Origin of the sequence: Salipiger sp. PrR007, assembly GCF_010499845.1 — a bacterium.
GTDB lineage: Bacteria > Pseudomonadota > Alphaproteobacteria > Rhodobacterales > Rhodobacteraceae > Salipiger > Salipiger pacificus_A.
Map to the genome: position 1 here is coordinate 18,474 of NZ_JAAGOZ010000034.1, position 20,973 is coordinate 39,446.

A 20,973-nucleotide genomic window follows, 5' to 3' on the forward strand; every position below is an offset into this window, starting at 1 on the left:
GATCGCCTGTGCCCGGCAACGCCTCGCCCAAGTATGAAGTGCAGGTTTCTACTGGAATTCTATTTATATTCACCTTATCGAATATTAAGTCGACCGCGAGGGACTGCCATGCGACCTACCGTGCTTTCGATACTCCTGTTCTGGGCCGCCAGCGGCGCTCTGGCCCAGACGCAGCCCGTCATTTCCGAACCGATCACCGAGTGGAAGCCCGTCTACGGCGAGGTCGAGACCCGCAACGAGCTGCCCGCCCGGGCCCGCATCGCGGGCACGCTGGTCGCGCTGAACGTCACCGAGGGCGACCGGGTCGACGCCGGGCAGCTCGTCGGCACCGTCGAGGATGAAAAGCTCTCGGTCCAGATCGACGCGCTCGATGCCCAGGCCGAGGCCCTGCGCGCCCAGCTCGGCAACGCCCAAGCCGATCTCACCCGTGGCCAGACCCTGCAGCAGAGCGGCACGATCTCGGCGCAAAGGCTCGACGCGTTGCAGACCTCGGTCGACGTGCTGACCAGTCAGATCGCCGCAACCGAGGCGCAGCGCCGGGTGATCCAGCGGCAGATCGAGGAAGGCGGGGTCACCGCGCCCGAGGCGGGCATCGTGCTGTCGGTGCCGGTCTCGCGCGGCTCCTTCGTCGGACAAGGCGAGACGGTTGCGCTGATCGGCAGCGGCGGCGCCTTCCTGCGCCTGTCGATTCCCGAGCGGTTCGCGCAGACCCTGGCCGAGGGCGACCGGATCGAGATGGAAAGAGGCCACGGCCCCGCAAGTCCCACCGGGAGCCCCACTGGCGGGGGGACCATCGCCAAGCTCTACCCGCAGATCGAGGGCGGTCGCCTGCAGGCCGACGTCGAGGTCGCCGGGCTCGAAGAGCGCTACGTCGGCCTGCGCCTGCCGGTGCGGCTTCCGGTGGGCGCGCGGCAGGCCATCCTCGTGCCCGAGGCCGCAATCGGCAGGGGCGGCGGGCTCGACATGGTCCTGGTCGAAACCGCCGAGGGACCGGTGCAGCGCATCGTCGTGCCGGGCCGCGCGGTGACCCGGGAAGGCGCCGCATGGCGCGAAATCCTGACCGGGCTCGATGCCGGCGAGGCCGTGGTGCTCTTCGATGACTGACCACGATAGCGGCGCCTCGGGCGCCCTCGGACTGGCCGGGCACCTCACCCGCGCCTTCCTCAAGTCGCCGCTCACCCCGCTGTTCCTCATCGCCTCGCTCGCGGTGGGCCTCATCGCCCTTGCCGCCCTGCCGCGCGAGGAGGAGCCGCAGATCTCGGTCCCGCTCGTCGACATCCACGTGCAGGCGGACGGGCTGCGCGCCGGGGACGCGGTGAAACTGGTGACCGAGCCGCTCGAGACCATCGTCAAGGGCATCGACGAGGTCGAACACGTCTACTCCGAGACCCGCGACGACGTGGTCATGGTCACCGCGCGATTCAACGTCGGCGTGTCGTCCGACACCGCGATCCTGCGCGTGCGCGACCGCATCCTCGCCAACCTGGGCCGCATCCCCGTCGGCATCCCCGAGCCGCTGATCGTCGGGCGGGGCATCAACGACGTGGCCATCGTGGCGCTCACCCTCTCGCCCGCCGAGGGGCAGACCGCCGTCACCCCCGCCGATCTCACCCGCGTCGCGCGCGAGCTCGAGGCGCGGCTCGCGGCCATCAAGGATGTGGGCCTCACCTATGTCATCGGCGGCACCGAGCCGCAGCTGCGGGTGAACCCCGACCCGGCGCGGCTCGCGCTCTACGGGATCACCCTGCAACAGCTCTGGGGCAAGATCGAGGGCGCCAATACCGCGCTGCCCCTCGGCACCCTGCGCGAGGGCGGCCGGCAGGTCGGGCTGGTGGTCGGCGAGACGCTCACCACCTCCGAGGAGATCGGCAATCTCGAGCTGACCGCCCGCGACGGGCGCACCGTCTACCTGCGCGACGTGGCCGAGGTCACGCTCGAGACCGACACCGGCGTGGACTACGTCAGCACCGTCGGCCACGGGCCCAAAGGCATTGAGAGCCGCCCCGCCGTGACGCTGGCGCTGGCCAAGCGCGCCGGGGCCAATGCCGTTGTGGTTGCCGAGGAGATCCTGCACCGGGTCGAAGCGATGGAGGGCGATATCATCCCCTCGTCCATAACGGTCGAGATCACCCGCGACTATGGCGAGACCGCCGACGAAAAGGCCAACGAGCTGCTCTTCCACCTCGGGCTCGCCACGCTGTCGATCGTCGTGCTGGTGCTCTTCGCCATCGGCTGGCGCGAGGCCATCGTGGTCGCCATCGTCATCCCGGTGACCATCCTTCTGACGCTCTTCGCCGCCTGGATCATGGGCTACACGCTCAACCGCGTGTCGCTCTTCGCGCTGATCTTCTCGATCGGCATCCTCGTCGACGACGCCATCGTGGTGATCGAGAACATTGCCCGCCACTGGGCCATGAAGCACGCGGGCCAGAGCCGCTTCGGCGCCACCGTCGCGGCGGTGGCAGAGGTCGGCAACCCGACCATCGTGGCCACGCTGACCGTTGTGGTGGCGCTGCTGCCGATGCTCTTCGTGTCGGGCCTCATGGGGCCCTACATGAGCCCCATCCCCGCCAACGCCTCGGCGGCGATGATCTTCTCCTTCTTCGTGGCGGTGATCATCACGCCGTGGCTGATGCTCAGGATCGCCGGCCGCGCGCCGCTGCACCCTGGCGCCGAGCACGGCGCGGCGGGTGGCGCGCTGGGGCGGCTCTATGCCGCGGTTGCCCGGCCGCTGCTGGCGCGCAAATCCGTCTCGGCGCTCTTCCTGCTGGGGGTGGCCGTTCTCTCCTTCGGCTCGCTCGCCGCGCTCTACACGCGCGACGTCACGGTCAAGCTGCTGCCCTTCGACAACAAGTCCGAGCTGTCGGTGGTCATCGATCTGCCCGAGGGCAGCGCGCTCGAGACCACCGCCGCGGTCGCGCAGCAGGTGGCGCGCGTCGCGCTCACCCTGCCCGAGGCGATCTCGGCCCAGACCCACGCGGGCACCGCCTCGGCGTTCAACTTCAACGGGCTGGTGCGGCACTACTACCTGCGCCAGCTCCCCGAGATGGGCGACGTGCAGATCAACCTCGCCCCCAAGGGGGACCGCGACCGCACCAGCCACCAGATCGCTCTGGACCTGCGCGAGAAGCTCGCGGCGCTCGAGCTGCCCGCAGGCACGGTGCTGAAGACCGTCGAGCCGCCCCCCGGCCCGCCGGTGATCTCGACGCTCATGGCCGAGGTCTACGGCCCCGACGCCGAGAGCCGCCGCAGGGTGGCCGAGCGCGTCCGCGCCGCTTTCGACGAGATCCCCTACGTCGTCGATGTCGACGACAGCTACGGCGTGCAGGCCCCGCGCCGCCGCGTGGGGCTCGACCCCTCGGCGCTGGATTTCTACAAGGTGCAGGAATCCGACGCGCTGGAGACGCTGTCGCTGCTCTACGGGAGCGGCACCGTGGGCTACTCGCACCGTGGCGGCGAGCGGCGGCCCATCCCCATCGTGCTGTCGCGCGACCGCTCGGACCGGGTGATGGATGCGACCGCGCTCTCGACCCCGGTGCCGGCCGACGCCCTGCCCGGCGGGCGCGGCGTGGTGGAACTGGGCGATGTGGTGACCTTGCAGGACGAGCTCACCTCCTTCCCGATCTTCCGCCACAACGGCCTCGAGACGATCATGGTGATGGGCGAGATGGCGGGCGACTTCGAGTCGCCGCTCTACGGCATGCTTGCCGCCGCCGACATCCTGGATGGTCTCGACTGGCCCGAAGGGCAAAAGCCGTCGATCTCGATGCACGGCCAGCCGCAGGACACCTCGAGCCCGAGCATTCTGTGGGATGGCGAATGGGAGGTCACCTGGGTCACCTTCCGCGACATGGGCGCGGCCTTCGCGGTGGCCCTGCTGGGAATTTACATCCTCGTGGTGGCGCAGTTCGGCAGCTTCCGCCTGCCGCTGGTGATCCTGACGCCGGTGCCGCTGACCTTCCTCGGCATCATCGTCGGCCACTGGCTTTTTGGCGCGCCCTTCTCGGCGCCCTCGATGATCGGCTTCATCGCGCTGGCGGGGATCATCGTGCGCAACTCGATCCTGCTGGTGGACTTCATCCGCCACGCCCAGCCCGACAAACCGCTCGATGTCGAGACGCTGATCGAGGCCGGGGCGACACGCTTCAAGCCGATCCTGCTGACCGCGCTGGCGGCGATGATCGGCGCGGCGGTGATCCTGATGGACCCGATCTTCCAGGGCCTGGCGATCTCGCTGCTCTTCGGGCTGCTGACCTCGACCGCGCTGACCGTGCTGGTGATCCCTGCGATCTACCGGCTGGCAAAGACCTGACAGGGGCGAGCGCCCCTGCGGCCAGGCGGATTGGACCACCGCCTGACCCCAGCCCAAGCCCCCCCGCCGCGAGCGCCCTCAGCGCTCGAAGATCACCGGGAACCAGTCCTCGCGCAGCACGTCTCCGGGCTGCATGCCGTGGCCGGGGAATGGCGGCGAGGTGGGACCCGGGCGCGCGACGTAGCGCGCGTCGTCCCCGACCAGCCGCAGCGAAAAGGCCCGGCGGCGCGAGGTCGAGGTGTTGCCCCGGGCGCCATGCAGGATGCCGTAGTTGAAGGCCACGGCATCGCCCGGCTCCATCTGCCATTCCCGGATGTCCATGCCCTCGGCGTCGGGATCGGGCACCGGCATGTAGGCGTCGCTGTCGGGGAAGAAGTCGGTCTCGGACAGCCAGCGCTTCGGCAGCACCGGCTTGTCCCACAGGTGGCTTCCGGCGACGCAGCGCAGGCTGGCATCGGTGACCGGGTCCACCGGCGACCAGAAGCTGACGTTCTGCATCCCGTCCACGAAGTAATAGGGCCCATCCTGGTGCCAGGGCGTCGGCTTGGAGGTGCCGGGTTCCTTGACCAGCACATGATCGTGGAAGACCTGCACCCTGTCCGAGCGCATCAGCTCGGCCGCGACCTCGGCCGCGGGCGAGCTGCGCAGCACGCGCTCGAACTCGGGGATGCGCTGCCAGTTGCAATAATCGTCGAAGAAGCGCCCCGCCTCGCCCTCCTTGAGGTTCTCGGCGGCATAGGGCCCGGGCTCTGCCATGTTGCGCGCGATCCCGGCGCGGATGTCGTCAACGTGGTCGGCGAAGAGCCCCTTGATCAGCACGACGCCGTCGCGCTGGAAGGTCTCGACCATGTCCTGAGTGAGTAGTGCGTGCATCGGAATATCCTCTTTTCGGGCGAGCCTAGTCCCGCTAAAAGATAACCTCCAATAATGTCTTATCATGAATTACATAACTTCATGCTATATAACACCCTGCGCCAATACGAATACCTGATCGCCGTCGCCGAGCTGCGCAGCCTGACCGAGGCGGCCCGGCGGCTGAACGTCTCGCAGCCCTCGCTGTCGGTGGCGATCACCCGGATCGAAGAGCGGCTCGGCACCCGCCTCTTCCTGCGCCGCAAGGGCGCCCCGGTCGAGATCACACCGCAGGGACATCGCCTCCTCGGCCGGATCCGCGAGTTGCTGCTGCTTGCCGAGGGGATCGAGCGCAGCTCGGACAGCCCTGCGCCCTTTGTGCTCGGCTGCTTCGAGGATCTCGCGCCGCTGCAGCTCGCCAAGGCGCTGGACCACCTGCGCGGCCGCTTTGCCGAGGTCAGCTTCGAGGGCGCCGAGGGGCGGTTCTCCGATCTGGCCGCGGCGCTCGACGAGGGCCGCGTCGATCTGGCGATCTCCTATGACGTCGGCTTCGGCGCGCGGTTCGAGCGCCGCGTGCTGAAGACGATCCTGCCGGTGGCCTTCCTCACGCCGGACCATCCGCTGGCCCGGAACGAGACGCTGACCCTGCAGGAACTGGCGGCGCATCCGCTGATCTTCTTCTCCGAAGAGCTGTCCGAGGGCTTCATGACCACGCTCTTCGAGGCCATGCGGCTCAGCCCCACCGTCGGCCACAGGGTGCGCTCGCTCGAGATGATGCGCTCGCTGGCGGCGCATGGCGCCGGGATCGGCATCAGCTACTCCGCGCCGCCGAGCAGCCTCTGCTACGACGGACGCCCCGTGGCGACGGTGCCGATCTCGACCTCCGACGCGGCGACAGAGATCGCGCTGATCTGGCCGCGCCTGCGCGACACCGACCCGGCCTTCCTCGAAGTTGTCGCGGCGCTCGAGACCTGCCTCGCCTGACTCCGCTCAGCCGCGCTTCGGGCGCCGGCTCATCCCGTGCGCCGGGTCGTAGCCGACCAGCGCCAGCCCGAAGAACAGGGCAAAGGCCAGCACCACCCAAAGCAGCGCCCAGCCGTTCAGGCTCTGGTAAAGCGCGAAGCGGATCAGCTCGACCGCATGGGTAAAGGGGTTCACCGCGCAGATGTCGCGCAGCAGGGTCGAGCTCTCGGCCATCTTCCAAAGCGGGTAGAGCGCGGTCGACAGGAAGAACATCGGGAAGATCACGAAGTTCATCACCCCGGCGAAATTCTCGAGCTGGCGGATGGTGGACGAGATCAGCAGCCCCAGCGCCCCCAGCATCAGCCCCGACAGGATCAGCGCCGGCAGCACCAGCACATAGCCCCAGCCCGGCAGGACGATGCCGAAGCCCGCCGCCACGGTGAGAAAGACGTAGACCTGCAGCACCGAGACCGCGACCCCCGCCAGCAGCTTCGACAGCAGCAGCCACCAGCGCGGCAGCGGCGAGGTCAGCAGCAGCCGCATCGAGCCCATTTCCTGATCGTAGACCAGCGAAAGCGAACTCTGCATGCCGTTGAACAGCTGGATCATCCCGCAAAGGCCGGGGATGATGTAGACCTCGTAGGTGATATAGGTCTCGTAGGGCGGGATGATCGACATCCCCAGCGCAGCGCGAAAGCCTGCGGCAAAGACGATGAGCCAGACCAGCGGCCGCACCAGCGCCGCCAGGAACCGCGACCGCTGGTGCACGAAGCGGGCCGCCTCGCGCCGGACGATGGCAAGCATGGCGACCAGCCAGGCGTTCATCCCTGCCCCTCCCGCGCGGTGCTCTTCTGCCCGGTCATCTCGATGAACACCTCGGCCAGCGGCCGGCGGGCGCGCAGCTCCGAGGCTGGCTCATGCGCGAGCACGCGCCCCTTGTGCAGCACCACCACGTCGTCACCCTCGGCGATTTCGTCGACGAGATGCGTGGCCCAGAGCACCGTCAGCCCGGCCTTCGCCAGCCCGTGCACGTGATCGACGATGGCCTGCCGGCTCTCGAAATCGAGCCCCACCGTCGGCTCGTCGAGCAGCAGCACCTGCGGCTGGTGGATGAGCGCCCGGGCGATCTCCATGCGCCGCCGGTGGCCGCCGTTGAGATTGCGCGCCTTCTCCCCGGCCCGTTCGGCCATGCCGAGCTGCGCCAGCGCCGCCTCGCTGCGCCGCACCGCCTCGCGCCCGGCGATGCCGTGAAGCGCCGCGAAATAGCGCATGTTGCGCATCACGCTCATGTCGAGATCGAGCGTCGGCTGCTGGAAGACCACGCCGATCTTCGACAACGCCGCGCGCGGCGCGCGGGCCATGTCGTGCCCGGCGACGGTGATGCGCCCCTCGCGGGTGACGAAAAGCCGGGTGAGCAGCGCGAAGAGCGTCGATTTGCCCGCCCCGTTCGGCCCGAGCAGCGCGGTGAACCCGGGGCGCAACGCAAAGCTCACACCGTCGAGCGCGCGCTTGGACCCGTAGCTGTAACGCAGATCAGAGACGTCGAGGGCGGTCATTCAGGCTCCGGTCACCCCCGCCAGCGGCGCACCCGCCGCTCCCAGGGCTGCAGCACCAGCCATTCCACCGCCAGCATCACCGCGATGAAGGAAAACGCGTAGACCAGCACCATGCCGACGTCGAAGAGCTGGAAATAGAGGTGGATCTGAAATCCCACCCCGTCCGATCGGCCAAGGAATTCCACCACCAGAACGATCTTCCAGATCACCGCGATCCCCGAGCGCGCGGCGCCCGTGATGAAGGGCGCGAGCTGCGGCAGCACCACGTGGCGCAGGCGGCGCGCCAGCGGCATGCGATAGACCTGCGCCATGGCGTCAAGCCCCGGGTCGAGCGCCCGCGCGCCCTCGCGGATCACCGTGGCGACATTGGGGATCTTGTTGAGCGTGACGGCGACGATGGCGGCGGTCTCGTTGAGGCCGATCCAGAGATAGCACAGCACGATCAGCACCAGCGCCGGCAGGTTGAGGAAGATCACCAGCCAGGGATCGAGCCAACGGTCGAGCTTCGGAAAGCGCCCCATGGCCATGCCAAGCGCAATGCCCGCGCCCATCGCCAGGGCAAAGGCCCAGGCCACGCGGCCCAGCGTGCGTCCCAGGTGATAGAGCAGCTCGCCCGAGCGCAGCGCCTCGGCAAAGGGCGCCGCCAGCGCCCAGGGCTGCGGCAGGATCTGCGGATCATCGGTGAGATGGGCGGCAAGCACCCAGAGCAGCACGAGCACGGCCAGCGAAACCGCCGTGACGCCGAGCCGTGCCGGTTCGGACCGCGCGCCGCTGCGCGCATCGCCTGTCGTTCCGCCCATGCCCCTGCCAATGAAGCGCGTCGCGGTGTCACTGCCCTGCACGAAGACCTCCCTCTCCAGCCGGAGAGGGTGACGCCTGAGTCGCGCCGCGTCAATTGCTCCTTAGGGAGCGGTTCGTCCCGGCCACCCGGGATGGTAGAGATTACCTACATAGAAATTCACTAACGAATGGATCGCGCTCCGCAGATGGCCCGCCGGGCCGCGCGCGGGGTCACGCTTCGCGCTCACCGGTGCCGAGTTCGCGGCATTTCCAGTGGGACACCGTGTAGGCCGGATGTTCCTCGACCCAGCGGGCCAGTTCCGGCTGGGCACCCATCATGCAGGCCAGAGGGGTGACATCGGAATATATCAGGCTGCGCTGCTGACACTGATCGGGCGCACTTGACAAGCACGCCATAAAGAGAAGCTCAATCATGGTTGCCTCGTGGGTTTGAACGTGATGCCCTTCCAGTATCCCCCTGAGTGTTAATATTCGGGTCTCACGATTTATGTCAGTTGCGCCGCACTGCAGCATTGCCCAGAGAACGCGCGCGTTTCTTGGGCGAACGCACATTTTCAAGGCAGACACGGAAGCTCGGCGGCAGGGGGTCGGGCGATCGGGCCTCTCCCTCAAGGCGCGACTGGGACTCGGCGCGGGGCTGCTTGGCCTTGCGACGCTGCTGACCGCGGCGATCATCGTGCTCGGAATGGCCCGGGTCTCGGACCGACTCGATTCGGCGCTGGCGGCCGAGGCGCGGCTCGAGGATTATGCCGCGCTTTCCACGCAGGTCTCTACCTATATCGTCGTCGCCGCCGAGCTGATCCAGCGCGGCCAGCCCCCCGAGACCCGCGCCGCGCGCACCCAGGGCCTCGCCGCGACCCTTGCCCAGACCTTCGCGCGGCTGCGCGCCGGGCTCGACACCGAGGTCGCCGCCGCGCAGGGGCTCGACGCGCAGAGCCGGCGCGCCACGCTCTCGCTCTCCATCGCCCGGATCGAGGCGCTGTTCCACTCGGCGCAGGCCGGGCTGACCTCCGACACCACCGACCCCGCCCGCCTGCGCGCGCATCTCGACACTTTCGCCTCGGGGGTGGACCCGCTGCTTGCCGAGGCGGTGAACGAGGAGCGCCGGCTCCGCCGCGAGATCTTGCGGGGCATCGACGCGCTGCGCCAGCGGCTGGTCTTGGCGGCGTTCGGCATGGGGCTGCTCGCGCTGGCGCTCTCGACGGGGTTCTACTTCGGCCTCGTGCGGCCGCAGTTCCGCCGCCTCGACGCGCTGCGCGCCGCCGCCCGGCGCATCGGGCAGGAGGATTTCGCCATCGCCCTGCCCGGCACCCGCCAGGACGAGATCGGCGCGCTCTACGGCGAAACCAGCCGCATGGCCCAGGCTCTCGCCACCCGCGCCGAGGCGGTGGCCGAGGACCGCGCGCAGCTCAACCAGACCATCGCGCAGCGTACCGAGGCTCTGCGCGCCGCCAACACCCGGCTCGAACGCACCGACGAGGACCGCCGCCGCTTCTTCGCCGACATCAGCCACGAATTGCGCACCCCGCTGACGGTGATCCTGATGGAGGCGCAGCTCGGCAGACAGGGCGCGCCCGCACCCGAGGCCGCCTTTGCCACCATCGAGACCCGTGCCAGCCGCCTCAGCCGACGCATCGACGACCTGCTGCGCGTCGCCCGCTCCGAGACCGGGCAGCTGGCGCTGGACCCGGTGCCGGTCGATCTGGCGGAGCTGGCGCGGGAGGCTGCGGCCGAAACCGCGGCCGAGCTCTCGAACGCCGGGATGCACCTCCTCGGCCCCGACGCCCCCCCTGCCGCGCTGATCGTCGAGGCAGACCGCAACTGGCTGCGGCAGGTGCTGGCGGGGTTGATCCGCAACGCCATCCGCCACGCCCGCAGCGGCGGCGCCCTGAAGCTAGCGCTGCGCGCCGATGGACCCGAGGCGGAAATCACCCTCACCGACAACGGCCCCGGCATCCCGCAAGAGCTGCAGGCCCGGCTCTTCGACCGCTTCGCGCAGGGCGGCGGCGGCACGCGGACACAGGGCTTCGGCCTCGGCCTGCCGCTGGCCCGCTGGGTGATCGAGCAGCAGGGCGGGCACATCGCCATCGAAAGCCCCCTGCCCCGCGCCGAGGCGCTCGGCGGCTCACCCGGGACCAAGATCGCGCTTCGCCTGCCGCGCGCCGCGCGCTAGCCTGCCGCCATGAGCCATGCCCCCCGCCTCCTTGTCGTCGATGACGACCCCGAGATCTGCTCGGCCCTGGCCCGCGGGCTGGGGCTGCACGGCTACGCGGTGGAAACCTGCAACCGCGCCGATCTGGCGCTCGAACGGCTCACCGGGCAGCGCTTCGACGCAGCGGTGATCGACGTCATGCTTGGCGCCGACAGCGGCATCGAGCTGGTGCGCAGCGCCCGCGCCGCCGGGGCGCAGCTTCCGGTGGTCATGCTCTCGGCGCTTTCCGAGGTCGAGCAGCGCGCCGCCGGGCTCGCCGCCGGGGCCGATGACTACGTGGTCAAACCCTTTGCCTTCGACGAGCTCGTCGCGCGCCTCCAGGTGCAGCAGCACCGCGCCGCCGCGATCCGCCCCGAACCCGCGCGCCTGTCGGCCGCGGACCACAGTCTCAGCACCCGCGCCCGCAGCCTGCAGCTCACCGACCGCGAGTTCGCCCTCTTGGCGTTGCTCGCCACCCATGCCGGCACCCCGCTCTCGCGCGGCGAGATCTTCGACCGGCTCTGGGCCGGCGACTCGCGCTCGGAAAACGTCGTTGATGTCTACATCGGTTACCTGCGCAGGAAATTGAAACCTTCGGCAGATTTCGGATTTGATATCATCACCTTGCGGCAGCAGGGCTTCTGCCTCGAGGGCACGCCGCCGATCCGCTGAGCGGCGCGGACACCGACTTTCGTCGCGGCGCTTCTTAGAAGATAAGAGTCGCCCCGCGGACCCCCGAGGCCGCACACTCCTGCCATGGCAACCTGCGAGAGGAGGAGACTTTCATGGCCTGGACGAAACCCGTGATCCGCGAAATCGAGTGCGGCATGGAAATCAACATGTACGGACCCGAGCACGACGACGGGGTGCTGTTCTGATCAGCCGCGCGCGGAGAACGTGATGCAACAGATCCGCGCGCGTATTCTCGGAGCCGCAGCCGGGGGCGGTTTGCCCCAGTGGAACTGCGGCTGCGAGAACTGCCGGATGGCCCGTGCAGGCGACATCCCCGCCCAGACCCAAAGTTCGCTGGCCGTCTCGGCGAATGGCACGGACTGGGCGATCCTCAACGCCTCGCCGGACATCCGTGCGCAGCTCGCCGCCACCGCCGAGCTGCACCCCACCGGGCTGCGCGACATGCCGCTGCGCTCGGTGCTGGTGACCAATGGCGACATCGACCACATCGCCGGGCTCCTGACGCTGCGCGAGATGCAGCGCTTCACGCTCTACGCCACCCCCGGCATCCACGCGGTGATCGCCGAAAACCCGGTCTTCTCGGCGCTCGACAGCGCCGTGGTGCCCCGCGCCGCGCTGGCGCTGGACACGCCCGCCGAGATCGCCCCCGGGCTGAGCGCCACGCTCTTTGCGGTGCCCGGCAAGGTGCCGCTCTACATGGAGGGCGCCGAGGTGGACACCGACCTCATGGGCGAGCAGACCGTGGGCGTCGAGCTGCGTGCGGGCAGCGCCCGCGCCTATTACATCCCCGGCTGCGCCCGGCTCGACGAGAGCCTGCGCGCCCGGCTGACCGGCGCCGCGCTGGTCTTCTTCGACGGCACGCTCTGGCGCGACGACGAGATGATCGCCGCCGGGCTCGGGCAAAAAACCGGCCGCCGCATGGGGCACATGTCAATGAGCGGCCCCGCGGGGTCGATCGCCGCCTTCGACGGGCTCGATCTGGGCCGCAAGGTCTTTGTCCACATGAACAACACCAACCCGGTGCTGCGCCCCGGCGCCCCCGAGCGGGCCGAGGCCGAGGCGGCGGGCTGGACCATAGGCCACGATGGCATGGAGCTGACCGCATGACCGACGCAGAGTCCCGCGCAGACTTCGAGGCCCGCCTCCGCCGCATCGGCGCGACGCGCTACCACGACCTGCACCCCTTCCACCACCGGCTGCACGGCGGGCAGTGCAGCCCCGACGAGGTCCGCGCCTGGGTGATCAACCGCTACTATTATCAGCACTCCATCCCGATGAAGGATGCCGCCTTCATGTCCCGCGTCGAGGATCCCGCCCTGCGCCGCGCCTGGCGCTCGCGGATCGAGGATCACGACGGCACCGAGACCAACGAAGGCGGCATCCGCCGCTGGCTGCGCCTAGCCGAGGCGGTGGGGCTCGACCGCGACTACGTCGCCTCCTGCGAGGGCGTGCTGCCCGCCACCCGTTTCGCCGTCGATGCCTACGTGCGCTTCGTCCGCGACAAGACCCTGCTCGAGGCCGTCGCCGCCTCGCTCACCGAGCTCTTCGCGCCCAAGATCCACGCCTCGCGGATCGAGGGGCTGCTGCAGAACTACGCCTTCGCCGACGAGGCGGCGCTGAGCTACTTCCGCAACCGCCTCAAGGAAGCGCCGAAAGACGTCGCCTTCGGTCTCGACTGGGTGCTGGGCCACGCCGACACCCTCGAGAAACAGGACCAGGCCGCCCGCGCGCTGATCTTCAAGACCGACGTGCTCTGGTCGCAGCTCGACGCGCTCTGGGGCGCCTATGTGGATCCCGCGCGCATCCCCCCCGGCGCCTGGCGCCCCGGCGAAGGTCTGGCCCCCGGCGCCGAGGCCGCCTGATGGATCCCGCCGCCATCCCCGCCCTGCCCCGCGGCGTGCGCCTGCACCACGACCGGGTGCGCGGCGGCTGGGTGCTGCTCGCTCCCGAGCGCGCGGTCACCCTCGACCCCATCGCCCACGCGATCCTTTCCGAGGTCGACGGCACGCGCAGCCTTGCCGAGATCACAGGGATCCTTGCCGCCCGCTACGCCGCGCCGCCCGAACAGATCGCCGCCGACGCCGCCGGCTTCCTGCAGGCGCTGCACGCAAGGCGCTTTCTCGACCTCTCTCCCTGACCCGTCTCCTTTTCAAATACGCAGCGCCCGGCGCCGAGCCCGGGCTGCAGCACAGATCAAAGGCCCCGCCATGACCGCAGCCAAGCCTCCCATCGCGATGCTCGCCGAGCTGACCCACCGCTGCCCGCTGTCCTGCCCCTATTGCTCGAACCCGCTCGAGCTGACGCGCCAGGACGCCGAGCTGTCCACCGCGGAGTGGTCCCGCGTCTTTCGCGAGGCGGCGGATCTCGGCGTGCTGCAGCTTCACCTCTCGGGCGGCGAGCCCGCCGCCCGCCGCGATCTCGAGGAACTCGTGCGCGCCGCGCGCGACGCCGGGCTCTACACGAACCTGATCACCTCCGGCATCGGCCTCAGCGAACGCCGGCTGCGCGCGCTCGACGATGCCGGGCTCGACCATATCCAGCTCAGCCTGCAGGGCACCACGCCCGAGATGGCCGACGAGATCGGCGGCTACCGGGGCGGCTTTGCCCGGAAGCTGCAGGTGGCGCAGTGGATCGGGCAGATCGGCTTTCCGCTGACCCTCAACGCGGTGCTGCACCGGCGCAACCTGCACCAACTTCCCCGCGCGATCGAGATGGCGCTCGAGATGGGCGCACGGCGCATCGAGGTGGCGACGGTGCAATTCCACGGCTGGGCGCTTGAGAACCGCGACGCGCTGATGCCGACGAAGGCGCAGGCCGAAGAGGCCAGCCGCCGCGTCGCCGAGGCGCGGGTCCGGCTGAAGGGGCGGCTGGTGATCGACTACGTGCCCGCCGACTACCATTCCGACTACCCCAAGCGCTGCATGGGCGGCTGGGGCTCGACCGGGCTCAACATCGCGCCCGACGGCACCGTGCTGCCCTGCCATGCCGCGCAGACGATTGCCCACCTGCGCTTCGACAGCGTCCGCGACCGGCCGCTGGCGGCGATCTGGACCGAGGGCGCCGCCTTTGAGGCCTATCGCGGCACCGGCTGGATGCAGGAGCCCTGCGCAAGCTGCGACCGCCGCGAGATCGATTTCGGCGGCTGCCGGTGCCAGGCGATGGCGCTGGCGGGCGACCCCGCCGCCACCGACCCGGTTTGCATCAATTCGCCCCACCATATCGACCTTCATGCCCGCGCCGCCGCCCATGCGCTGGCCGACTCGCCCCTCACCTATCGGCGCGCCCCGGGCAAGCCCGCGACGGAACCCGCCGAATGAGCCGAAACAGCGCCATTTGAGCCTGATTAGAGCCTGTTGCGGGGCGACTCGCCGGCGAGTCGCCCTCCGTGTGCGCAGCGGACCCTGTCGCCGAGACTCCCCATTGGTCGCTCGGACCCGCGTCCAATCGGGAACACACGCACCAGCGACTGGCGCGGGGATGGCAGGTAAAAAGCGCCGCAATTTCAGACAATTATCCGTCACCTTGCGTCCGCGCTGTGAAGAGTCGCAAAATATTGCGGCGGCCCCCCTGCCCTCTTGGCAAAGGAATCTGTGGACAACTCCGCTCTCTCTTGCATAAAGGAACGGTAATAAAAGCGCTGGCGGAAAACAGCGTTACCGAAGATGAGGGCAGCAGTGGCGGAACCGATCCATATCAACGCCCGTGTGCGGGAGAACGCCGAGGCGATCAGCGCGGCGCTCGAGGACCATATGCTCAAGGTCTTCGCCCCCGATGCGCGCAAGGAACTTCGCCGCTTTTCCGCGGGCGAGGCGGCAGAGCTGCTCGGCATCTCGCCGAGCTTCCTGCGCAAGCTGCATTTCGAGAACCGCGTGCCCGAGGTGCATACCACGCCGGGTGGAAGAAGACACTATTCCGGCGAAGATCTGCAGGAAATCCGCAAGACGCTCGACAATACCGCCAAGACCAAGGGCACCTACCTGCGCGGCCGCCGCGAGGGCGACAAGGTGCAGGTGCTGTCCTTCCTCAACTTCAAGGGCGGCTCGGGCAAGACCACCAGCTCGATCCACACCGCGCAGCGTCTGGCACTCAAGGGCTACCGCGTTCTGGCCGTGGACATCGACCCGCAGGCCTCGCTGACCACGCTCTTCGGCTACCGCCCCGAGTATGATTTCCTGCATTCCGGCACGATCTACGACGCGATCCGCTACGACGATCCGGTGCCCATGTCGCAGATCATCCAGAAGACCTATTTCACCGGCATCGACCTGGCGCCGGGCGGGCTGATCCTGCAGGAATTCGAGCATGAGACGCCGCAGGCGCTGATGGCCAACATGCAGCCGCCGTTCTTCGCGCGGATGGCCGCGACGCTGCAGGAGGTCGAGGCCGATTACGACGTGATCATCTTCGATTGTCCGCCGCAGCTTGGCTATCTGACCATGTCGGCGCTCTGCGCCTCGACCGGCGTGCTGATCACCATCGTGCCCAACATGCTGGACATCGCCTCGATGGCGCAATTCCTGCAGATGAGCGCCGATCTGCTCGACGTCGTGTCGAACGCCGGCGCCAGCATGGAGTTCGACTTCCTGCGCTTCCTGATCAACCGTTACGAGCCCAATGACGGGCCGCAGCAGCAGGTGGTGGCCTTCCTGCGCCAACTGTTCGGCGAGGAGGTGATGGTCTCGTCGATGCTGAAATCCACCGCGATCTCGGACGCCGGGCTGACGACTCAGACGCTCTACGAGGTCGACCGCTCGCAGTTCCACCGCAACACCTATGACCGCGCGATCGATTCACTGAATCAAGTCAATGATGAGGTCGAGTCTCTCATTCAGAAAGCATGGGGACGCTGATGGCACGCAAAGGCATTCTGGAACCACGGATTTCCACGCTCGGGGGCGGCGAACGCAAGCCGAGCCCGGCCGACTCGCGGATGATGCCGCGCGGCGCCGTCGGCGCGCTGCAGAGCTCGCTGTCGAAACTTCAGGAAAACGCCGTTCAGGAGATCGACGCCGATCTCATCGACGACGCCGGTTTCGAAGACCGTCTCGGCCTAGACCCCGCCGCACAGGACCAGCTCAAGGAAAGCCTGCAGACCTATGGTCAGCAGGTGCCGGTGCTTCTGCGCCCGCATCCCAAGACCAACGGCCGCTTCGAGATCGTTTACGGCCGACGCCGCCTCGGGGCGCTGCGCGAGCTGGGGATGAAGGTCAAGGCGATGGTCCGCCAGCTCGACGACCACGCGCTGGTCATGGCGCAGGGCCAGGAAAACACCTCGCGGCAGGATCTCAGCTTCGTGGAAAAGGCGAGCTTCGCGGCCCAGCTGCAGGATTCGGGCTATGACCGGCAGACAATCGCCGCGGCGCTGTCGATCGACCTGCCGATGGTGAGCCGGATGCTGAAGGTGGGCACGGCCTTTGCCCTGCCCTTCCTGCGCCGCATCGGCTCGGCCCCAAGCATCGGCCGCGACCGCTGGATGGCGCTGGCCAAGGCGCTGCAGGACGCGGCCGCGAGCGCGCGCGCCGAGGACGCCATGAGGCACCCCAATTTCGAGGCGCTGGATTCCGACGCCCGCTTCGAAGCGGTTTATGCCGCGACGCAGCGCAAGGCGAGCGCGCCCAAGGCCCCTGCCCCGCGGCCGCGCAGCCTGCGTTCCCGCGACGGCATGGCGCTGGCAGAGGTGCGCAGCACCTCGCGCGGATTGACTCTGACGGTGCCCTCGCGCACTGCAGACGGCTTCGACCGGTGGCTCGACTCGCAGGCCGAAGCCATCATCACCGAACTTCACGACCGCTGGCAAAGCACCCGGTCGGAAGACTGAGAGCAGGATAACAGGAACGGAGGCACGAGAGGACAGGCGACAAAAAGAAAAGCCCCCCAGGACGGATCCCGGAAGGCCCTTCTCGAAAGTAGCACTTTGAGTTAGCCGCCAGCACCGGTCCCTGTCAACTCCGCATCTCGGTGTGGGGCAGGAATTTTGTTGTCTTTCGTGAAAATTCACATGCAGGACACGTCCCGACACCCGGTCGGGCGGCCGCTATCGGCTTGCCTGACGGCGCAGGTCGGCTCCCACGACAAGTGGGCGCTGCTGCGCGATCTGACCATTGCTGCCGAGGACTTCGGTCTCGGCCACCGCCCGCTGTCCGTGCTGAAGGCACTGCTCAGCTTCTGGCCGGAGCGCGAGCTGCCCGGCACGCCCGGCGGGGCCATCGTCTTCCCCTCGAACCGGGCGCTGTCCGAGCGGCTCTCGGGCATGCCAGAGAGCACGCTGCGGCGGCACCTTGCCGCGCTGACCGCGCGCGGGATCATCCACCGTCACGACAGCGCCAATGGCAAGCGCTTCGCCCGCCAGGCCGGGTCCGAGATCGGCGTCGCCTTCGGCTTCGATCTCTCCCCCCTGGCCCGTGCTGCCTCTGCGCTCGAGCGGGCGGTCACCGAGGCCACCCTGCGCCGCGAACGCATCGCTGTGCTGCGCGCCAGGCTCGGCATGCTGCGCCAGCGGCTGCTCGAGACGGGCGCGCCCGAAGAGCTTCTCGAGGCCGCCCGCCTGCTGCTGCGCCGCAAGTGCTCCGAGGACGTTCTGACCGCGATTGTCAGCCGTCTCGAGGCCGAGCTTCCGACCGAGACGCCCGACGACATCCCCGCGCTGACAGTCTCCGATCCCGCCCCATTGAGCGCCAGCAACACCCAAAATGAGCGGCACATACAGGAATCAGATAGATCCTATTCTGACTCTGAGAACGCGCAGCAGCCAAAGGTGACGCGCCTGGAAACTGCCGAACCTGCAGAGAAGGACACGCGCCTGACCGTCCCGATGATCGCAGAGACCTGCCGGGAGTACCGCGCCTTCTTCCCGGATGCGCCAAAGGGCTGGCACGAACTGGTGGCGATCTCGCAGAGGCTTGCGCCGATGATGGGAATAGAGCCGCCGGTGCTGCACGAAGCGCAGCGGATCATGGGCCCGGAAAGGGCCGCGGCAACCCTGCTGTGCCTGCTCGAACGCCACGCGCAGATCCGCAAGCCCGGCGCCTATCTCAGGCGGCTGACACAGATGGCGCAGAGGGGCTCTTTCTCCGTCTTCTCGCTGCTCTCGGCCCTGTCGCGCCGGCCCGATGCGGGAAATTGTCAGCTGACAATCTGAAAATGCGCATGTTTTCAGGGGGTTGAAAATATGGCCCTCTGGCAAGTTTTTGCGGGTTCGCCGGGGCTGCGACCATGGGCTGTGTTCCGGCGCCCTGCCCGCTTCGGCTAGATTGTCCTCATCTCTTTGGTGCAGCGGCTGAGCCGCCGCGCCGAAGCGCCCGCCGCCCGCTTTGGGCCCTGACCAAGGAAGTCCAGATGACCCGCTCCCTGCACGTCCCCGGTGCAAGCCTCAGAGCGACCGAGCTCGTCGCGCTGCGCGAAACCGCGCGGGAGCATTTCCATCCGTGGTTCGCCGGGGACTGGCCCGGTGCGGTGCTGGTGGCGGACTTCCGGCCCTCGATGCTGAGCGGTCAACTCAGGGCCTTCCGCTCGGTGGCGGCGGCCGAGGCGCTGGCGCTGATCGGCTGGCGCGTGGTGCAGGACGGCGGCTGGGTCGCGCTTCTGGCGCTTGGCGCGAGCGCGCCGGTGGTGGTGCCCTCCGCCCAGGGCGAGCCCGGCATGCGGGAGATCATCACCGGTCTTGTCGCCGCGCATGAGGCGGCCGAAGCCATGGCGCTCGCCGGCAGTTTCGACGACCCGCCGCTGGTGCCGGGGCTCGGCGCGCTTGACGCGCTGGCGCTGCCCGGCGCGGGGCTGGTGATTGCCTCGGGCTTCGAGATGCCCGGCCAGGGGCTGGGGGCGCGGCTCGAGGCGCTGTGCCGGGCGCATCTGTTGCGGCTGCTGCATGTCACCGACGGCAAGGATGGCGATCCCGATCCGCAGTGCGGCCTCGTGGCGCTCGATGCGAACCTGCCGCCGGAACAGGTCGCGCCCTATCTCGGCCAGGCGCTGCGCCGGGCCTGCCCGTACGGCTGACAATCCGCCTCCGAGCGCGGGCGAGGGGGCGCCGAGCCGATACGAATGGTTGCATTGCCAGAGCCCGGACGAGGCCGCACCCTTGCGCCACGGGTCCGCAGGGAGGCGGGCGCGCATGGGAGGAGCCATAGGAAATGGGAATTCTCGACAAATTGTTCGGCGGGGACGAGTCCCCGTCCACGCCGCAGTTCAGCCATGTGAAGATTCATCCGCAGGTGGACGGCGGCATCACCCCGGCACGGCCCGATTTTGCCGGCGGCACGCTCAGGTGCAAATGCAGCAGCGATCCCGTCGTGGTCCGCATCGGCGCGCAGACGGCGCACAATCACGTCTGCGGCTGCACCAAGTGCTGGAAGCCCGACGGCGCGGTGTTCAGCCAGATCGCCGTGGTCGCGCGGGACCAGGTCGAGGTGCTCGAGAATGCGGACAAGCTCGAGGTGGTGGATGCCTCGGCTACGATCCAGCGCCACGCCTGCAAGGGCTGCGGCGTGCATATGTACGGCCGCATCGAGAACACTGGTCACCCGTTCCACGGGCTCGACTTCGTGCACACGGAATTGTCGTCCGAGGAGGGATGGGCACCGGCGGAATTTGCCGCCTTCGTCTCTTCGATCATCGAATCCGGCGTCGATCCGTCCCGCATGGACGAGATCCGCGGCCGGCTGCGCGAGCTGGGGCTCGAGCCCTACGACTGCCTCTCGCCGCCGTTGATGGACGCCATCGCCACCCATGTGGCCAAACAGAGCGGGGCGCTCTCCTAGCACGGGGTCCCACGCGCGCCCCGCGGACGTCGGCGCGGAGGCGCGCGTTCCTTGACCTTGGGGAACAACACCGTTGCGCGAGTGAAATTTCATGCGCTACCTTCTTCGTGGGAGGAGAGTTCAATGAAAGACATGCAAGATGCGGCTGCATCGGGCACGATTGGGCCTGTTCTGATCGTCGACGATCATCCGCTCTACAGCGACGCGCTGGACGCCGCCTTGCGGATGGTGTTCCCGGAATGTCAGCCGTCCAAGGCGCAGACCCTCGGCGCGGCGCTCGATCTGCTGGCGCAGGGGCTCGCCCCCGATCTGGTGATGTTCGACCTCAAGCTGCCGGATGTCTGCGGCATTTCCGGGTTCCAGCGTCTGCACGAGGCGCTGCCCGAGGTGCCGGTGCTGGTGATCTCTTCGCTCACCTCGGTGCAGGTGGTGCAGGCGCTGATGGAGGAGGGGGCCGCGGGCTTCCTGCCCAAGGACGCCCCGACACCGCTGCTGCGCGAGGCGCTTCGCGAGATCGCCGCCGGTCGGCGCTACGTGCACGCGGGGTACCTGGGCGAGACCGTGAGCGAGGCCGAGGCGCCGCCTTTCGAGGCGATGCACCCCAAGCTCGCAGAGCTGACGCCGCAGCAGAAGCGCATCATGAAACTGATCTGCGCCGGTAAGCCCAACAAGCAGATCGCTTATGAACTCGATCTCGCCGAGGCTACGGTGAAGGCGCATATCACCGCGCTCCTGCGCCGGCTCGGGGTGCAGAACCGGACGCAGGCGGCGGTGCTGGTCGAGAGCTCGCAGCCCGCCACGACCATCGGTGCCGCGGATGCCGATGCCCAAGCCTTCCTGAGCCGCTGA

General features: G+C 68.6%; 21 protein-coding genes. 16 read left to right on the forward strand and 5 right to left on the reverse strand.

Going from position 1 to position 20,973, the window contains the following annotated elements:
• Positions 1 to 120: 120 nt before the first annotated feature.
• Positions 121 to 1,104, forward strand: a complete 984-nt coding sequence (locus G0Q01_RS15520) for an efflux RND transporter periplasmic adaptor subunit (protein WP_370457153.1) — start codon at positions 121 to 123, stop codon at positions 1,102 to 1,104.
• Positions 1,097 to 4,312 carry an efflux RND transporter permease subunit gene (locus G0Q01_RS15525; RefSeq protein WP_164189661.1) on the forward strand — a complete coding sequence of 1,072 codons (3,216 nt, stop codon included), beginning with the start codon at positions 1,097 to 1,099 and terminating at the stop codon, positions 4,310 to 4,312. Before G0Q01_RS15520 ends, G0Q01_RS15525 begins: the two co-directional genes overlap by 8 nt.
• A 78-nt stretch (positions 4,313 to 4,390) precedes the next feature.
• Here G0Q01_RS15525 and G0Q01_RS15530 read toward each other — a convergent pair whose 3' ends face one another.
• A complete protein-coding gene (locus G0Q01_RS15530) occupies positions 4,391 to 5,185 on the reverse strand; it encodes a phytanoyl-CoA dioxygenase family protein (RefSeq protein WP_203595042.1) in 795 nt (264 codons plus the stop codon).
• Positions 5,186 to 5,266: 81 nt separating this feature from the next.
• On the opposite strand from G0Q01_RS15530, the gene G0Q01_RS15535 reads away from it, so the two are divergent.
• The gene (locus G0Q01_RS15535) at positions 5,267 to 6,148 is read left to right on the forward strand and encodes a LysR family transcriptional regulator (RefSeq protein WP_164189659.1); all 882 of its coding nucleotides are present in this window, start codon (positions 5,267 to 5,269) and stop codon (positions 6,146 to 6,148) included.
• A gap of 6 nt (positions 6,149 to 6,154) precedes the next feature.
• Here the strand turns inward: G0Q01_RS15535 and G0Q01_RS15540 are convergent, their stop codons facing one another.
• From G0Q01_RS15540 to G0Q01_RS15555, 4 genes are all read right to left on the reverse strand, one after another.
• Entirely contained in the window at positions 6,155 to 6,952 is a 798-nt protein-coding gene (locus G0Q01_RS15540) for an ABC transporter permease (RefSeq protein WP_164189657.1), read from the reverse strand.
• Complete coding sequence (locus G0Q01_RS15545) at positions 6,949 to 7,683, reverse strand: ABC transporter ATP-binding protein (RefSeq protein WP_164189655.1); 735 nt, start codon at positions 7,681 to 7,683, stop codon at positions 6,949 to 6,951. The genes G0Q01_RS15540 and G0Q01_RS15545 overlap by 4 nt, the downstream gene beginning before the upstream one ends.
• Positions 7,684 to 7,694: 11 nt before the next feature.
• Complete coding sequence (locus tag G0Q01_RS15550) at positions 7,695 to 8,525, reverse strand: ABC transporter permease (RefSeq protein WP_370457151.1); 831 nt, start codon at positions 8,523 to 8,525, stop codon at positions 7,695 to 7,697.
• A gap of 169 nt (positions 8,526 to 8,694) precedes the next feature.
• Positions 8,695 to 8,898 (reverse strand): hypothetical protein, encoded by a 204-nt coding sequence (locus G0Q01_RS15555; protein WP_164189653.1) that lies wholly within the window; start codon positions 8,896 to 8,898, stop codon positions 8,695 to 8,697.
• 271 nt (positions 8,899 to 9,169) lie between these two features.
• Between G0Q01_RS15555 and G0Q01_RS15560 the strand changes: the two genes are divergently transcribed.
• The 13 genes from G0Q01_RS15560 (at position 9,170) to G0Q01_RS15620 (ending at position 20,973) form a co-directional block, all read left to right on the forward strand.
• Positions 9,170 to 10,657: a HAMP domain-containing sensor histidine kinase gene (locus G0Q01_RS15560; RefSeq protein WP_235940187.1), complete on the forward strand. Its 1,488-nt coding sequence runs from the start codon at positions 9,170 to 9,172 to the stop codon at positions 10,655 to 10,657.
• Between the two features lie 9 nt (positions 10,658 to 10,666).
• On the forward strand, positions 10,667 to 11,347 hold the full coding sequence (locus G0Q01_RS15565) for a response regulator transcription factor (RefSeq protein WP_164189650.1): 681 nt from the start codon (positions 10,667 to 10,669) through the stop codon (positions 11,345 to 11,347).
• 113 nt (positions 11,348 to 11,460) lie between these two features.
• On the forward strand, positions 11,461 to 11,553 hold the full coding sequence (gene pqqA / locus G0Q01_RS15570) for a pyrroloquinoline quinone precursor peptide PqqA (RefSeq protein WP_040384855.1): 93 nt from the start codon (positions 11,461 to 11,463) through the stop codon (positions 11,551 to 11,553).
• 22 nt (positions 11,554 to 11,575) lie between these two features.
• A complete protein-coding gene (gene pqqB, locus G0Q01_RS15575) occupies positions 11,576 to 12,475 on the forward strand; it encodes a pyrroloquinoline quinone biosynthesis protein PqqB (protein WP_164189648.1) in 900 nt (299 codons plus the stop codon).
• Entirely contained in the window at positions 12,472 to 13,230 is a 759-nt protein-coding gene (gene pqqC, locus G0Q01_RS15580) for a pyrroloquinoline-quinone synthase PqqC (protein ID WP_164189646.1), read from the forward strand. Before pqqB ends, pqqC begins: the two co-directional genes overlap by 4 nt.
• Complete coding sequence (gene pqqD / locus G0Q01_RS15585) at positions 13,230 to 13,505, forward strand: pyrroloquinoline quinone biosynthesis peptide chaperone PqqD (RefSeq protein WP_108970521.1); 276 nt, start codon at positions 13,230 to 13,232, stop codon at positions 13,503 to 13,505. Before pqqC ends, pqqD begins: the two co-directional genes overlap by 1 nt.
• Positions 13,506 to 13,575: 70 nt before the next feature.
• Positions 13,576 to 14,685 (forward strand): pyrroloquinoline quinone biosynthesis protein PqqE, encoded by a 1,110-nt coding sequence (pqqE, locus tag G0Q01_RS15590; RefSeq protein ID WP_164189644.1) that lies wholly within the window; start codon positions 13,576 to 13,578, stop codon positions 14,683 to 14,685.
• Between the two features lie 357 nt (positions 14,686 to 15,042).
• Complete coding sequence (repA, locus tag G0Q01_RS15595) at positions 15,043 to 16,218, forward strand: plasmid partitioning protein RepA (RefSeq protein ID WP_108970519.1); 1,176 nt, start codon at positions 15,043 to 15,045, stop codon at positions 16,216 to 16,218.
• Positions 16,218 to 17,186, forward strand: a complete 969-nt coding sequence (gene repB / locus G0Q01_RS15600; RefSeq protein ID WP_164189642.1) for a plasmid partitioning protein RepB — start codon at positions 16,218 to 16,220, stop codon at positions 17,184 to 17,186. Before repA ends, repB begins: the two co-directional genes overlap by 1 nt.
• A gap of 180 nt (positions 17,187 to 17,366) precedes the next feature.
• On the forward strand, positions 17,367 to 18,506 hold the full coding sequence (gene repC, locus G0Q01_RS15605) for a plasmid replication protein RepC (RefSeq protein WP_164189640.1): 1,140 nt from the start codon (positions 17,367 to 17,369) through the stop codon (positions 18,504 to 18,506).
• A 197-nt stretch (positions 18,507 to 18,703) separates the two neighbouring features.
• On the forward strand, positions 18,704 to 19,363 hold the full coding sequence (locus tag G0Q01_RS15610) for a hypothetical protein (protein ID WP_164189638.1): 660 nt from the start codon (positions 18,704 to 18,706) through the stop codon (positions 19,361 to 19,363).
• 134 nt (positions 19,364 to 19,497) lie between these two features.
• Positions 19,498 to 20,124, forward strand: a complete 627-nt coding sequence (gfa, locus tag G0Q01_RS15615; RefSeq protein WP_164189636.1) for an S-(hydroxymethyl)glutathione synthase — start codon at positions 19,498 to 19,500, stop codon at positions 20,122 to 20,124.
• 123 nt (positions 20,125 to 20,247) lie between these two features.
• Positions 20,248 to 20,973, forward strand: coding sequence for a response regulator transcription factor (locus G0Q01_RS15620; RefSeq protein ID WP_108970515.1), 726 nt, complete (start codon positions 20,248 to 20,250; stop codon positions 20,971 to 20,973).